14 protein-coding genes and 1 pseudogene are annotated in these 15,118 nt (G+C 65.9%); all 15 read right to left on the reverse strand.

The features are described 5' to 3' along the window. Positions 1-1,214, reverse strand: a pseudogene (locus WAW17_RS06245) (excinuclease ABC subunit UvrA); the annotation flags it as partial. Between the two features lie 67 nt (positions 1,215-1,281). Beyond that, positions 1,282-1,893: a glyoxalase gene (locus tag WAW17_RS06250; protein WP_422332133.1), complete on the reverse strand. Its 612-nt coding sequence runs from the start codon at positions 1,891-1,893 to the stop codon at positions 1,282-1,284. Position 1,894: 1 nt separating this feature from the next. After that, complete coding sequence (locus WAW17_RS06255) at positions 1,895-2,305, reverse strand: VOC family protein (protein WP_422332134.1); 411 nt, start codon at positions 2,303-2,305, stop codon at positions 1,895-1,897. A 10-nt stretch (positions 2,306-2,315) separates the two neighbouring features. Then, entirely contained in the window at positions 2,316-2,759 is a 444-nt protein-coding gene (locus WAW17_RS06260; RefSeq protein WP_422332135.1) for a helix-turn-helix transcriptional regulator, read from the reverse strand. A gap of 63 nt (positions 2,760-2,822) precedes the next feature. Further along, positions 2,823-3,335 (reverse strand): pyridoxamine 5'-phosphate oxidase family protein, encoded by a 513-nt coding sequence (locus WAW17_RS06265; protein WP_422332136.1) that lies wholly within the window; start codon positions 3,333-3,335, stop codon positions 2,823-2,825. 33 nt (positions 3,336-3,368) lie between these two features. Further along, positions 3,369-4,187 (reverse strand): mycofactocin-coupled SDR family oxidoreductase, encoded by an 819-nt coding sequence (locus tag WAW17_RS06270; RefSeq protein WP_422332137.1) that lies wholly within the window; start codon positions 4,185-4,187, stop codon positions 3,369-3,371. Positions 4,188-4,203: 16 nt separating this feature from the next. Then, positions 4,204-5,217, reverse strand: a complete 1,014-nt coding sequence (locus WAW17_RS06275; protein WP_422332138.1) for an ABC transporter ATP-binding protein — start codon at positions 5,215-5,217, stop codon at positions 4,204-4,206. Continuing rightward, complete coding sequence (locus tag WAW17_RS06280; protein ID WP_422332139.1) at positions 5,207-6,220, reverse strand: ABC transporter ATP-binding protein; 1,014 nt, start codon at positions 6,218-6,220, stop codon at positions 5,207-5,209. The genes WAW17_RS06275 and WAW17_RS06280 overlap by 11 nt, the downstream gene beginning before the upstream one ends. Before the next feature lie 29 nt (positions 6,221-6,249). Then, on the reverse strand, positions 6,250-7,833 hold the full coding sequence (locus WAW17_RS06285; protein WP_422332140.1) for an ABC transporter substrate-binding protein: 1,584 nt from the start codon (positions 7,831-7,833) through the stop codon (positions 6,250-6,252). A gap of 65 nt (positions 7,834-7,898) precedes the next feature. Then, on the reverse strand, positions 7,899-8,798 hold the full coding sequence (locus tag WAW17_RS06290; protein ID WP_422332141.1) for an ABC transporter permease: 900 nt from the start codon (positions 8,796-8,798) through the stop codon (positions 7,899-7,901). Continuing rightward, a complete protein-coding gene (locus tag WAW17_RS06295; protein WP_422332142.1) occupies positions 8,795-9,751 on the reverse strand; it encodes an ABC transporter permease in 957 nt (318 codons plus the stop codon). Before WAW17_RS06295 ends, WAW17_RS06290 begins: the two co-directional genes overlap by 4 nt. 114 nt (positions 9,752-9,865) lie before the next feature. Beyond that, positions 9,866-11,026, reverse strand: a complete 1,161-nt coding sequence (locus WAW17_RS06300; protein WP_422332143.1) for a thiolase C-terminal domain-containing protein — start codon at positions 11,024-11,026, stop codon at positions 9,866-9,868. Continuing rightward, complete coding sequence (locus WAW17_RS06305; RefSeq protein ID WP_422332144.1) at positions 11,023-12,201, reverse strand: OB-fold domain-containing protein; 1,179 nt, start codon at positions 12,199-12,201, stop codon at positions 11,023-11,025. The genes WAW17_RS06300 and WAW17_RS06305 overlap by 4 nt, the downstream gene beginning before the upstream one ends. 27 nt (positions 12,202-12,228) lie before the next feature. Continuing rightward, complete coding sequence (locus WAW17_RS06310; protein WP_422332145.1) at positions 12,229-13,434, reverse strand: CaiB/BaiF CoA transferase family protein; 1,206 nt, start codon at positions 13,432-13,434, stop codon at positions 12,229-12,231. Then, a complete protein-coding gene (locus WAW17_RS06315; protein ID WP_422332146.1) occupies positions 13,431-14,921 on the reverse strand; it encodes an aldehyde dehydrogenase family protein in 1,491 nt (496 codons plus the stop codon). The genes WAW17_RS06310 and WAW17_RS06315 overlap by 4 nt, the downstream gene beginning before the upstream one ends. Between the last annotated feature and the right edge of the window lie 197 nt (positions 14,922-15,118).

Consider the following 15,118-nt stretch of genomic DNA (forward strand, 5'->3'; position numbering starts at 1 on the left):
AGCGACGAGCCGAGGTGGCGGATCATCTTGGTGCGCTGGGCCTCTCCCCCGGACAGGGTGCCCGACGGCCGGTCGAGTGAGAGGTATCCCAACCCGATCTCCGCGAACGAGTCGAGGAGGTGTTGCAGCCCGGCGAGCAGCGGGGCAACCGACGGTTCGTCGAGGCCCCGGACCCAGTCGGCCAGGTCGCTGATCTGCATCGCGCAGGCGTCGGCGATGTTCTTCCCGTCGATCTTCGACGACAGGGCCTCCTTGGCGAGTCGCGTCCCGTCACACTCGGGACAGGTCGTGAACGTCACGGCCCGCTCCACGAACGCCCGGATGTGCGGCTGCATCGCATCGACGTCCTTGGACAGGAACGACTTCTGGATCTTCGGAATCAGCCCCTCGTACGTCAGGTTGATCCCGTCGACCTTGATCTTGGTCGGCTCCTTGTAGAGCAGGTCCCGCAGTTCCCTCTTGGTGTACTTACGGATCGGCTTGTCCGGGTCGAAGAAGCCGCAGCCGCGGAAGATGCGGCCGAACCAGCCGTCCATGCTGTAGCCGGGGATGGTGAGCGCGTCCGCGTTCAGTGACAAGCTGTCGTCGTAGAGCGCCGACAGGTCGAAATCGGTGACCGAACCCATGCCCTCACAGCGGGGACACATGCCGCCGAGGCGGTGGAAGGTTGCCTTCTCGGTCTTCGTCCTGCCGGCGCCGCGCTCGACGGTGATTGCACCGCTGGCCTTCACCGAGGGAACGTTGAACGAGTACGCGTTGGGCGAGCCGATGTGCGGCCGCCCGAGCCGGCTGAACAGAATGCGCAGCATCGCATTCGCATCGGTGACGGTGCCGACCGTGGATCGGGGATTCGAGCCCAGCCGCTCCTGGTCGACGATGATCGCCGTCGTCAGGCCTTCCAGTACGTCGACGTCGGGCCGGGCCAGCGTCGGCATGAAACCCTGCACGAAGGCGCTGTACGTCTCGTTGATCAGCCGCTGCGACTCCGCGGCGATCGTGGCGAACACCAGCGAGCTCTTTCCGGAACCGGAGACACCGGTGAACGCCGTCAGCCGGCGCTTCGGGATCTCGACGCTGATGTCCTTCAGGTTGTTCACGCGCGCGCCGTGGACGCGGATCAGATCGTGCCTGTCGGCAACGTGCAGCGCTGGGGACTGCAACGCCTCCCGCCGCTCCGCGGGCCCCGTCGAATCCGTTCTCGTGGCCATGCTCATGGTGTCTCCATCCGTTGAGCGGGGCCGCCTTCGCGGCCTACGGTTTCTGTGCCTACCCGATCACCCTTCATACGGACGCGGGCTCCCACCCGAACCCGTCCGGGTCCGAGAAGGCCCCGGCATCGCTGCCGATGACGATCCGGTGCGATCCGGATCCCTCCGGGGAGACGCCGGCGTCCTTCGCGAGAGCCTTGCGCCCGTAGAGCGCCAGCTTGAGGTTCGTCGACGGCGAGGCGAACTCGACGTACTTGCGGCCGAAGCTCTTCGCCACCTCGAGCCCGCGGTCGACGTAGAACTGCCTGCTCGCCTTGACGTCCTCGACACCGAGCAACAACACGATGTCGTCGATCTGCCGGGTCGCCGGGCCGGTGTTCTTCTTCGACGACGTGGCGACCTTCCAGATCGCGCCGTCCGGTGCCTGCACGACGCCGCCGTACCCCCAGAACCCCTTCTTGGCCGGCTTCAGCGCCGTGGCGCCGCCGTCGAGCGCAGCCCCGACGAAGGCATCGACGATGTTCGGCTGGGACACCACGAGCGAGAGCGTGTATCCACGAAATCCCGTCGTCGGTGTCTCCGCGGCGCGTACCCCCACATGAGTGCCGACGCCGAAACCTGCGTAGAAGTCCTCGGCGGCCGTGGGGTCCGGCACATCGAGGGTCAGGGACGTGATGGTGGTCATCTCAACGCACCTCGTTGATTCGGAGAAGGTTGCCTGCGGGATCCCGTACAGCGCAGTCGCGTATGCCGTACGGCTGGTCGATCGGCTCCTGGATGATGTCCGCGCCACCAGCCTCCAGTTTGGCAAAGGTTTCGTCGAGGTCGGGGGTGGCCAGGGTGAGGATCGCGTACGTGCCCTTGGCCATCATCTCGGTGATCATGCGACGCTCGTCCTCGGTGACACCGGGGTCAGCGGCCGGCGGGTGCAGGACGAGGGACGTATCGGGCTGGTCGGGGTGGCCGACCGTGATCCAGTGCATCCCGTTGTAGCCCACCTCTTTGCGCACCTCGAAGCCGAGGATGTCGCGGTAGAAGGCCAGGGCGGCGTCGCGGTCGTCGTGTGGAAGGAATGCCGAATGAATGGTGATGTTCATGACGGTTACGTTAGGTGGAGGTCGTGATCGGCGCTTCTCGATTCCTGATCGGTCTGGTCACCTGTTTCACGACGCACGACGGCATCCCCGCCGTCGCGTTCGCCGCCTGGCTCCGATAGACGCTGGGCGGCACACCGACCAACTCGGTGAAGCGCGTGCTGAAGGTGCCCAGCGACGAGCAGCCGACCGTGAAACAGACCTCGGTGACGCTGAGGTCACCACGACGCAGCAACGCCATCGCGCGCTCGATGCGCCGCGTCATCAGATAGGAGTACGGCGACTCGCCGTAGGCGCGCCGGAACTGGCGGCTGAGGTGACCGGCCGACATGTGCGCGTCGCGGGCGAGCGCCTCGACGTCCAGCGGCTGCGCGTACTCCCGGTCGATCCGGTCGCGGACCCTGCGCAGCTGCGCAAGGTCGCGCAGGTGCTGCGCCGCGGTGGGTCTGCTGGTCACCTGCCCATCGTGCCACGTCTCACCGGCACCGGCCTCCCATGACGCGGCCTACCGAGCGGACATCTACCGGGGAAGGCCCTGTCCCGACTTCCGGGAGAACGCCGGGTTCTTCCGGAAGTCCCAGCTCACGATCGATTCGGGAGCGATCCGCAGCCACGCGTGACGACCGTCGGCGACGAATGTATCTCTCCCCGTGTACTTGCGGGCGAACGTCAGCTCGACATCGTCGAGCAACTCGTCCCGGTTCGATCCGCGAGGAACGTCACCGACGATCTTCACGGCGCCCCGGATCTCGACCCCGCGTAACTCGGTGAAATTCTCTCCCCCATCGACGACGACGGCGACACGCGGGTTGCGTTGCAGATCGGTCCAGCGCTGACTCCGCACGATCGAGTTGAGCCACAGATACATGCCATCCCAGACGAACCACAACGGCGCGACATGCGGGCTGCCGTCACCGCCCACGGTCGCAACCCGGCACGTCTTCTCTCCTGACAGGAAGGTATCGACCTCCTCCGCCGTCATGGCGATGGACCGGCCCCGCTTCTGGTTTCCGACGATGTTCTCGGTGGTCATCGACCTGCCCCTTTCGTGGGCACTGCTGAAGGCTCAGAATTCCGTGACACCGGCATCGGGCGCCAGCTCGTGCGCCGTGATGTACTTCGACTCGTCGGACGCCAGGAACAACACCGTCTCCGCCACGTCTTCGGGTTCGGTGATCTCGACCGGCAACATGTTGATCATCATCGCGCCGAGACGCGGGTAGCCCTCCACTGCTTTGCTGATCTGCGCACCCACGCCGCCCCCGTTCACCATCGGGGTGTTGACCCCGGTGGGGTGGACGCTGTTGACCCGGATATGGTGCTGGCTCAGTTCTGCCGCAAATGCCTTCGCCATGCCACGGACCGCGAATTTGCTTGTGGTGTAGGGAACCATGAAGGGCTGTACCTTCAGTCCGGCCGCCGAACTGATCAGGATGATCGAACCGCCACCGGCCTCGACGAGATGCGGGGCTCCGGCCATGACCGTGTTCCACACACCGGTCACGTTGGTACCGATCACGTCCTCGTAGATCTGCGGGGTGATCTCGCTCCACGGGGCGGCGGTGCAGATTCCTGCGTTCGCGATCACCGTGTCGAGACGTCCGAGTTGCCCCACCGCATCGTCGACGATGCGGCGGAGGGCCGCCAGGTCCCGGACGTCGACGATGCCCGACACGGCTTGTCGGCCGGTCTTCTCCACCAGACGTACGGTCTCCTGCAGATCCTCGGGCGTGGCCGGCTCGTACGGCACACTCGGCAGCGGTGCGCACACGTCGACGACGATGACATCCGCCCCCTCCTCGGCCAGCCGGACGGCATGCGCCCGTCCCTGACCGCGTGCCGCGCCCGTGATCAGGGCGACCTTGCCTGAAACGCGTCCACTCATACGACTGCTACTTCCTTTACTTGCTTGTCGATGCGCGCGGGGAGGGGCGCGCGGGGAGGGGATGGTGACATGCGGCGAACTGCCCCGGACGGACTTCGCGCATCTCGGGTTCCTCCGCCGCGCACACTTCCTGCGCGTGGGGGCAGCGGGTACGGAATCGGCAGCCCGTCGGCGGCGAAAGAGGCGACGGAACATCGCCCTCCAACGCCGGCCCGGCGAACGCCTTCTCCGGATCGGTCAGCGGCACCGAGTCGAGAAGTGCCCGGGTATAGGGATGCGCGGGATCGTCGTAGACCTCGATCGAATCGCCGAACTCGCAGACCTTACCCAGATACATGACCATGACGTTGTCACTGACGGTGCGCACGACACCGAGATCGTGCGCGATGAATACCACGGTCAGGTCGAACTCGGCCTTGAGTTCCTCGATCAGGTTGAGGATCTGGGCCTGGACGGACACGTCGAGCGCCGAGACCGGCTCGTCGCAGATCAGCAGGCGCGGGTTCAACGCCAACGCCCTGGCGATGGCAACCCGCTGCGCCTGACCTCCCGACAGTTGACGGGGAAGCAGGTCGGCGAACCGGTCCCCCGGCAGACCGACCTGTTCCAGCACCGCAGCCGAGGTCTCGGCCCGCTCCGATGCCGGTGCGCCGGCCACCGCGAGCCCCTCGACCACGATGTCCTTGACGGCCCGGCGCGGATTGAGCGACCCGACCGGATCCTGGAAGATCATCTGCATGTCGCGTCGCAGCGACCGCATGTGCCGCTCGTCGGCATCCTCGATCCATTCCTCGCCGAACCGGATTCGTCCCGCCGTCACGTGATCCAGCCGCAGCACGGCCCGTCCCGTGGTGGACTTCCCGCAACCCGACTCCCCGACGATGCCGAGGGTTTCCCCGGGCATGACATCGAAGCTGATCCCCGAGACCGCCTGCACCGTGCCCGCGCCCGTCGGATACTCCACGACGAGATCCTGCACGCTCAGCAGTGCCTGCTCGCCGCGCAGGTGAACGCTACCGCTACCAGCCATGGGATCCACCTCCGGTCAGTGCCGATGCCGGAACGGCGACCGGATCGAAACAGAACACGTCATGGTCCACGCCCACCGAGGCCACCGCCGGATCGGAACTCCGGCACCGCTCATGGGCGTGCTCGCACCGGGGAGCGAACCGGCAACCCTCCGGCGGCTGGGTGGGATCCGGCAAGGAACCCGCGATCAGTCGCAGCGGCGCGTGTCGCGCATGGTCGATGGAGGGTGTGGCGCCCAGCAGCGCATGTGTGTAGCGATGCCTGGGCTCCTCGAAAATCTCCCGGGTCGAGCCGATCTCGACGAGACGGCCCGCATACATGACCGACACACGATCCGTACGTCCGGCAACCACCGCAAGATCGTGGCTGATCAGCATCATGGACATTCCGCGTTCACGCTGAATGCGGCGCAAGAGATCCAGGATCTGCCGCTGGATCGTCACGTCCAGCGCGGTGGTCGGCTCGTCGGCGATCAACAGGTCCGGCTCGCACGCCAGCGCGATCGCGATCATCACGCGCTGACGCATACCACCGGACATCTCATGCGGATAGTTGCGAAGTCGCCGTTCCGGGTCGGGCACCCCGACCTCCTGAAGGAGGCCCAGTGCCCGGCCACGGGCCTCGGAGCGACCGACTCCGAGATGCCGCCGCATACCCTCGGTGAGCTGCCGATCCACCCGCACCACCGGGTTCAGGGAACGCCCGGGATCCTGGAAGACCATGGCGATCTGCTTGCCCCAGACCTCGAGATTCTCCTTCTTGTTCAGCGCCAGCAGATCGCGGCCCTGAAACAACACTTCGCCGGAACGATCCGAGCGCGGCGGCATGAGGCCCATGACGGCCCGGGCCATCACGGACTTGCCGGAGCCCGACTCACCGACGATCCCCAGCGCCTGACCGGCATCCAGATCGAAGGACACGTCGTCCACGGCATGGACGGTTCCCCTCGGTGTGCCGATGTAGGCACGTAGGTTCCTCACCTGGAGGAGTGGTTGGGTGTTCATGATGAGCCGGGCCTTTCCGCCGCTGTCGGCTACTTCGTGATCCAGAGCTCTTCGGGCAGAATCGAAGCGAGGGTGTAAACCTGGATCCCGTGCACGTTCTCGGCCGCAGTGACCGAGGGAGTGGCCCGGATGTACCAGAGACCCGGATTCAGCTCGATCAGCCGCTCCTGCGCGGTCTCGTAGGCTGCCTTGCGCTCGTCGGCCAACTGGGAGGTGCGACCTGTGTCCAGAGCCGCGTCGAGTTCCTTGTCCTTGACGCCCGCGATGTTGCCCACCTGGGAGGCGGAGTGGAATGGGGTCCGGAGCGCGAAGTCCGGGTCCTGGATCACCGCGGAGGACAGAATCATGTCGAAGTCCTTCGCGGAGGCCCGGGCAGCGGCTTGCGCGAATTCCAGGACCTCGACCTTCACCTCGACATTCTTGAAGGCGCTCAGCTGAGCCTGCAGAGCCTCGCCGACCATCTTGCTCTCGGTCGTCGGGTAGGAGACGAACGTGAACGAGACGGGCTTACCCTCGGCGGCCAACTCGTCGAACAACTTCTGCGCGGCCTCCTTGTCGGGTGTGGGCAGCGCGACGTCGGCGAAGAACGGCGAGGAGTCCTGGAACAGGGTCTTCGGTACCTCACCCTTGCCGTTGTAGGCGACCATGTTCACCGCGTCGAGGTCCACGGCGAGCGCAACCGCTTCACGGGCACGCTCGTCCTGGAACGGGGCACGGCGGAAGTTCATTGCCACGTACTGCCCACCACCGGTCGGGACGACCTCGGTGTACAACCCGGCGTCCTCCGCCTTGTCCACGTTCGCCAGGCTGGTTTCCGAGGAAAGGTCGGCGCCGCCGGTGGTCATGGTGTTGATCCGCTGGTTGAGGTCGGCCACGGTACGGATCGTGATGCCGTCCAGATAGGGCTTCGGCGGGTCGTAATAGGCGGGGTTCTTCGTGAGCTCGATCGTGTCCCCGCGGGTCCACTTGACCAGGGTGAACGGGCCGGCACCCACCGGCGCCTCGTCGAACACTGCCGGACCCTTCTGCAGGGCGGTCGGCGATGCGATCCAGTTCATCGAACTGGCGATGAGTGCCTGGTCGAAGTGTGGGGTCGGCGCGACCATCGTGACCTTCAGCGTGGTGGGGTCGACCACGTCGACGGCGGAGATCTGTGAAGCCTGCCGGATCGCCTCCGACGCCGTAGCGGGATCGCGCAACCGGTCCCAATTGAACTTGACCGCCGCGGCGTCCAGTGGAGTGCCGTCGGTGAACGTCAAACTCGGGCGAAGTTTCAGGGTGAAGGTGGACCCGCCGTCGGTAGTCGAGAAGCCCTCGGCCAGCTCGCCCTGGATCTCGAGCGCCTCGTTGTTGGTCAGCAACGCCCCGTACAGGCCGTTGCCCAGGAGATTCTGGTGGATCCACGTGTTGCTGAGCTTCGCCGGGTCGAGGCTTCGCGGTTCGGTGATCTGGATGACGCGCAACGTGCCACCGGCCACGGGGTCGCCGGCCTCGACCGAACTTCCGCCGGGGGTGCCGGAGTCGGAGTTCGAACCGCCGCAGGCGGTCAGGAAGAGGGCGGCACTGCACGCCGCGGCGGCCGCCGCGGTGAGGGAGCGTCTCAGTCGGAACATTGTGACCTTTCGGACGAAAGTGTGTGAAAAGGGAATTCACCGAGAACGGTGAGCAGACGGAAGTGTCAGTCGTGAAGGGTCCGGTCATATTTCGTGCGCAGGTAGTCGCCGACCTGGTTGAGGGCGAACACGGTGAAGAAGATCGCCATCGAAGGGACGAATACCAGGTGCGGGCTGTCTGCGATGTGGTCCTTGCCGTCACTGATCATTCCGCCCCAGCTCGGAGTGGGCGGAGGGATTCCCAATCCGAGGAAGCTCAGTGATCCCTCGGCCACGATCATCGCTGCCATCACGATCGGCAGGTAAGACGCCAGCGGCGCAACGAGATTCGGGAGGATCTCCCGGGACAGGATCCGCCGATGCCCGGCACCCATGTTCCGTGCCGCACGAACGAATTCCCGGGACGACCACGACATCGTGCTCGCCCGTGAGAGCCTGACGAACGAGGGGATCACCAGCAGGGTGAGTCCGATCAGGATCGTCCGGACGCTGGGCGTCAGAACGGACGCCAGAGCGAGCAGCAGGATCAGCGGGGGGAACGCCAGCATCGCGTCGGTCACCAGCGTCACGACCGAATCGGTCCGCTTCCGGAAGTACCCGCCGAGCATCCCGATGAACGACCCGATCGCGAAGCCCGCCAGCCCCGCGACGGTTCCTGTCACCAGCGAGACGCGGGCACCGTAGATGATTCGCGAGAGCATCGAGCGCCCGAGAGAATCCGTACCCAGCAACAGGTCGAGCGAACCGAATTCGGGCGGGGTACGCGGGATGGCGACGGGCGTGGCGTACGGCGCGAGCGGAAGCACGTCCGCCAGCAGGGCTGCCAGTATCAACGTCACAAGCCACGCGACCGACAGGTACACGAGGATCGGCCGCGTCTTGCGGACGACCGGGACAGTCGGGGTCGACCCGGTCTTCTCGTGCTGACGGGCACCGACCGGGTTCTCCAGCACTGTATCGGTCATGCTCCGGCTACCTTCCTGATCCGGGGGTCGATCAGTCCGTAACTGAGGTCGACCGCGGTATTGATGACCACGTACACAACGGCGATGAAGACGACGATTCCCTGCACCATGACGACGTCGCGGGAGGCGATCGACGACGCGATCAGCTGGCCCAGACCGGGCAGGCCGAACAGGGTCTCGACGATCACGGTTCCACCGATGAGGCGCCCGAGGTTGATACCGGCCAGGGTGATCAACGAGAACGACGACGGTCGCAGTGCGTGCCGGAACATCACGTATCCCGCGGGCATGCCCTTGGCCCGCGCCGACGCGATGAAATCTTCACGCAGGGTGCCTATCAGGTCGGTGCGTAGCAACCGGTGGAACGCGGCGATCTCCGTCAAGGCGATCGCGATCGCCGGCAGCAGCGCACTTCGCAGGTTCTCGGCGAGGCCGTCCTCACCTATTCGCGCCCACCCCGTCACGGGGAACATCTGGAACTGAATTGCGAAGTAGTAGATCAACACCGGACCCGCGATGAAGGCCGGCACCGACAAGAACACCGCGGACACGGCATTGATGCCCCGGTCGAGCGCGCTACCCGGCCGGGATGCCGAGGCGATGCCCATGGCAAGAGCGGCCAGCAACGAGATCGTCAGACCCATGGCGGCGAGCTGCAGGGTCACCGGCAGACGTTCCACGATCGCCTCGCTGACCGACTGGCTCGTCAACGGCGAGGTTCCCAGATCTCCCCGGACCGCTTCGCCGAGCCAGTTCGCGTACTGCACCAAGACGCTGTTGTCGAGTCCCAGCTTCGCGTCCATGTCGGCCAGCGCTTGCGGGGTTGCGTTCTCCCCCAGGATCACCTGCGACGCGGAGCCCGGCGCCAGGCTCAGCAACGCCACCACCGCGACGGTCACCAGGAGAACAACCACAATGCTGCGGGCCACGCGCTTCGTGACAGTGAGAATCATCCAATTCAACTTTCATCGTGCAACCGGAGGCGGATACGCCGCCTGGGCCTGGAAAGATCGGTGGTGAGGAAATGCGCCGTGAATCGGATCCTGTCGGACGCGTCCGACAGCGTCTCAGTCTCCCGGTCCCTCCAGAATCGTGACAGCCGCCACTGCGGTGGGTCCGCCGACGTTGTGCGCCAGTCCGATCCGGGCTCCGTCGACCTGGTTGGCAGCGTTGCCGCGAAGCTGCTCGAACAGCTCCACACACTGCGCCACGCCCGTCGCGCCCGGCGGGTGCCCCTTCGCGATCAATCCACCGCTCGGATTCACCGGGAGCGATCCGCCGATGCTGGTGATGCCCGCCTCGACGAGTTTGAAAGCCTCGAATCGTTCCGCGAACCCGAGATCCTCGTAGCTCATCAACTCGATACCGGTGAAGTAGTCGTGAACTTCGGCGACCTGAATATCCGAGGGGGACAGTCCCGCCATGGTGAACGCCTGCTTCGCGGCCCGAACCGTTGCCGGGAAGGAAGTCATGTCCCGCTTGTGCTGGTGCATCACAGAATCCAGGCCGAGCCCGACCCCGCGAATCCACACCGGGCGCTCGGTGTATCGGTCTACCACATCCTCTGCGGCGAGCACGAGCGCGGCCGCACCGTCGCTCTGCGGTGCGCAATCGTAGACACCGAACGGGTCGACCACCGTCGGCGCGTTCAGGGCCTGCTCGACGGTGATCTCGAAGCGCAGACGCGCCTTGGGATTGTTGATTCCGTTGTGGTGGTTCTTCACCGCCACCATGGCCATGTGCTCACGGGTGGCGGGAGATTCGTGCAGGTACCGCTGGACGTGCAATGCGAAGCCGGCCGGGGCCACGAGGCCGAGGGGATAGTCCCAGGCCATATCCCGCGTCATCGCCTCCCATTCCCACAGCATGTCCTTCGACGCGGTCTCACGCAGTTTGTCGGCGCCCACGACGAGTGCGACGTCGAACGCTCCGGAGGCGATGCCGAACAGCGCGTTACGGATCGCGTCGTGCCCGGTGGCACAGGAATTCTCGACGCGGGTCACCGGGATGTCCGGCAGACCGAGCGTGTCGGCGAGAATGCCCGAGGGGAAGCCGTCGGTCGTGCCCATCGAGCCGAACCAGGCGGCCTTCAGGTCGGACTTGGCCAGACCCTTGTCGATACTGCCCGCGCATTCGGAGAACGCCATGGGAAGCAGATCTTTGATGCCCAGTGCGAAATGCTCCGCGAACGGAGTCATCCCCGCGCCGACAATGGCTACTTTCCTCATGCTGCCTCCTCCGGATCTGGTTGGAACGCATAGCCGTAGTCCGGCACACCCGACCGCACAGCCACTCGGCGCAGCACCATGCGGCCACGGTCGCCGATATCGATCGTGCCGGGATCGGTGCCGGTCACCTTCGCCAGAGCGCGCACACCCACCTCGTCGAGTTCGACGATGACCAGCGAATACGGCGTCTTCAGCCCGGGTACCGGCACGTGCACCGTCACCTCGGTGTAGACGGTGCCGGTGCGGGGAAGCGGGACGAACGCGTAGTCGGTGCTGAGCGTGCCGTCACCGTTGACCCGGTAACGGGGTGGGAAGTCCAGTTCGTCACTGTCGGCGTATCGGCCTGCCTCCCAACGGACTTTCGCCTCGAAAGCCCGCTCGTAGGCGGCCAGCGAGATCGGGATGTCCGCACCCGGTACGTGGGTGCACCGGGTCGGTGGCCGCGCCGCCGGTTCCCGGCGGTGGACCTGGACGTCGCCATCGGCGACCGTGATCGCCGAGAGGCAGCCCTGCTCCATTCCCACCAGCGGGCCGGTGGTGCCCGACTCCGCCATCGCCGCCAGCGCGAACAGGCCGGAGCTTGCCCCGGTGGTCGGCAGGGGCAACGGGGGGCCGGAGCACAACGCGGCGGCTTGCTTGTTGTCGACACCGGCCACGGTGACCGGCTTGTCCACCCACGCCGCCGCAAGGGACGCCACGAAACCGCGTTTCTCGAGAAGCCGCGGATCACCGTAGTCGTGCACCCCGCCGGACGCATTGCGGGTGCGGACCGGCAGGCTGCGGGCGACACGACCAGCCGTGCGGACCTGCAACCCGCGGTCGGCTGTCAGTGCCGCCGCCGCGCCGGCAGCCTCGAGATCCACACCGATGATCAACGTCCGAGGACGGGCAGAGCTGAGAGCGTCGAGTGTGGCGGGCGCGCCGCCGAGTCGCTCCGTCACCTCCAACTCGGGGTCGAGTCCGAGGCCTGCGAGCAGTACCGCGGCGTTGCTGCTTTCCAGCAGCGGCAGGTCACGGCTGACGATGACCACGAATTCCACCGGGGTCCCCGCACCGAGAGCGGCCCGGCCCGCTTCGACGGCAAGCGTGATCGCATCCTCGTCGTCACCCGGCACGCGGCACTCGGCACTACCCCAGCACGGCAGGTAGGTCCCCATCGAAGCGATGTATGGCATTGCACTCTCCCAGCAATCTGTGTGGATCTAGGTAACTGCGCCCGCGGTCTTGAGCGCGATGATCCGGTCCCAGTCCACGCCGAGTTCCATCAGGATCTCCTCGGTCTGCGCGGCGAACTCCGGACCCGGACCCGTCTCGGGTGCCGTGACATCGAACTGCACCGGGTTGGCAACCAATTCGAGTTCGCCTGCGCGAACCAGATATTCGTTGGCGCGAACCTGCGGGTCATCGGTGACCTGCAGCGAATCCTGTACCGGGGCCCAGGGTCCGGCGAGCGTGACGAAGCGGTCGGTCCACTCCCGGAGGGTGCGGGTGGCGATCACCTCGCGGAGTATCGCGACGGCCTCACCCGTGTGGGCGGCGATCTGCTCGGCACCGATGAAGCGGGGATCGTCCGCGAGTTCGGGGCGGTCGATGTGCTTACACACGTCGGCCCAGAACTTGGCGGGCTGCAGCATGACGAACGACAGGTACCGCCCGTCCGCCGTGACGTACAGCCCGGACAGTGGGTTGGTCGGCGCACCATGGGCACCCGGCACGGGTGCCACCATGGCCTCTCCCAGATGTGCGGACAGCGCGATCCCGTGTCCCATCGCCCACACGCCGCTGCCGAGCAGGGAGACATCGACGATCGACGGTTCACCCGTGCGCTCGCGTCTGAACAGTGCCGCCGCGACGCCACCGGCGAGATTGGTGCCCGAAATGGTGTCTCCGAAGGCGGGGCCCGGCGGGGTGATCATCCCCTCGACACCCGGCGGGGTCAGCGTCGCGGCGATGCCTCCCCGCGCCCAGAAAGCGGTCATGTCGTATCCGCCCTTGTCCGCCTCGGCACCGCGGGGACCGAGCGCACTGCCGCGCGCATAGATGATCTTCGGATTCAAGGCGCGGACATCGTCCACGTCGATTCCGAACTTGGTCCGGGCCTGGGGCAGGAAGCTGGTCAGGAAGACGTCCGATCGACGAATCAGTTCCTCGAGCACCTCCCGGCCCTCCGGCCGCGACATATCCAGACCGATGCTGCGCTTACCCCGGTTGGCATGCTCGACATTGGGATTGGGGTCGCCCTCGACGCGCATCGTGCCGATCTGACGAAGTCCGCGCTGCGGATCACCGGTGGTAGCGTGTTCCACCTTGACGACCTCCGCTCCCCACTCGGCGAGCACGGCGCCCGCCGACGGGACGAACCCGTACATCGCCACCTCGAGGACGCGGACCCCTTCCAGAGGCTTCATCGGACCACCTTCGCGTACGCCTTGAGCTGCTGGAACTCGTGCAGACCGGCGAGGCCCATCTCCCGGCCGATGCCCGACTGCTTGTAGCCGCCGAACGGGACATCGGGATTGAAGTAGTTGCCGCCGTTGACGCTGAAGGTCCCGGTGCGGATCCGGCGTCCGATTGCGATCGCGCGATCCTCGTCGGCGCTGAGCACACCGCCGGAAAGACCGTACTTGGAGTTGTTGGCAATGCGTACGGCATCGTCGTCGTCGTCGAAGGGAATGACCGCGAGTACCGGACCGAACACTTCCTCCTGCGCGATCTCGCTGTCCGGATCGACATTTGCCAGCAGGGTCGGCTTGTAGAACCAGCCGGGATCCACGCGCTCGCCGCCGGTCGCCAGGGTCGCACCCGCTGCGACAGCCCGCTGGACCATGCCGTCGATCTTGTCGCGCTGACGCTCGTTGATGACCGGCCCCATGTAGATCTTGGGATCACTCGGATCGCCGAACGGCACGTGGGCCATCATCCCCGCCACGCGAGCGACGATCTCGTCGTGCTGCGCCCGCGGCACGAGAAGACGCGTGGTGAGTGCGCAGCCCTGTCCCGCATGGGAACAGATGCTGAACGCGGCGAACTGCGCGACGGTGGCGAGGTCGGCGTCGTCGAGCACGATCAGCGCAGACTTGCCGCCGAGCTCGAGGAACACCTTCTTCAGGGAGTCGGAGGCCGCCGCCATGATCTTCTTGCCCACCGGGGTGGAGCCGGTGAATGTCACCACGTCGACATCGGGATGGGTGGTCATCACCTCGCCGGGGGCGATCTCGGTCGAGGACAGGATGTTCACCACGCCGGCCGGGATATCGGTGTGGTTGGCGATGATCTCACCCAGCGCCAGCGTGACCAGTGGAGTATCGGGTGCGCCCTTGAGTACCACCGTGCATCCCGCGGCGAGGGAGGGACCGAGCTTGGCCAGCGCGAGCTGGGTCGGATAGTTGTAGGCGACGATCGCGCTGACCACGCCCGCGGCCTCGCGTTCCACCCAGCGCTGATGGCGTTGACCACGACTTTCGATCTCACCGAGGTCTTCGGTCAACGGTGTGGTCCGGAGCAGGTCCGCGTAGAACTTGACGATCTCGATGGGCGCGTCGAGCTGATTGCCGTGCGTGAGGACACGCGGGGCGCCGACCTCGGCGATCGTCAGCTCCCGCAACTCCTCGATGTTGTCGAGCAGCGCCTGGTGAAGCTGGTCGAGGCACTTGATGCGGAACTCCACGTCGGTGGACCAGGTCGTGTCGTCGAATGCCCGGCGCGCGGCCGCGATCGCTGCTTCGGCCTCCGCGACGCCGGCGTCCGGTGCGTAACCGACGAGGTCACCGGTGGCGGGGTTGTACGAAGGGAACGTCCGCTCGGTCGTGACGAGCTGCCCGTCGATGAGCAGTCGCTTGTGAACGTCCAGTGCTGTTGCGTCGCCCTCGGCCAGCACGGTGTCCTGAGATGACATTCGGTCTCCTCGCTGAGTGTTGAAAATCTCATTCTCTGATAAGAGAATTCAAATTCGTTCTGCGAGAACTGTAGCAATTCCACGGTGGAACGCATACCCCGAATCGACATGCGAGACCGGACGGGCGAGCAGGTTCCCCTTGATAGCCACCGGAAATGTCGACGGAACCGACCTTGCGGGCCAGAGAAATCTGAGAG

It is taken from the genome of Rhodococcus sp. (in: high G+C Gram-positive bacteria), from assembly GCF_049286785.1.
GTDB lineage: Bacteria > Actinomycetota > Actinomycetes > Mycobacteriales > Mycobacteriaceae > Rhodococcus_F.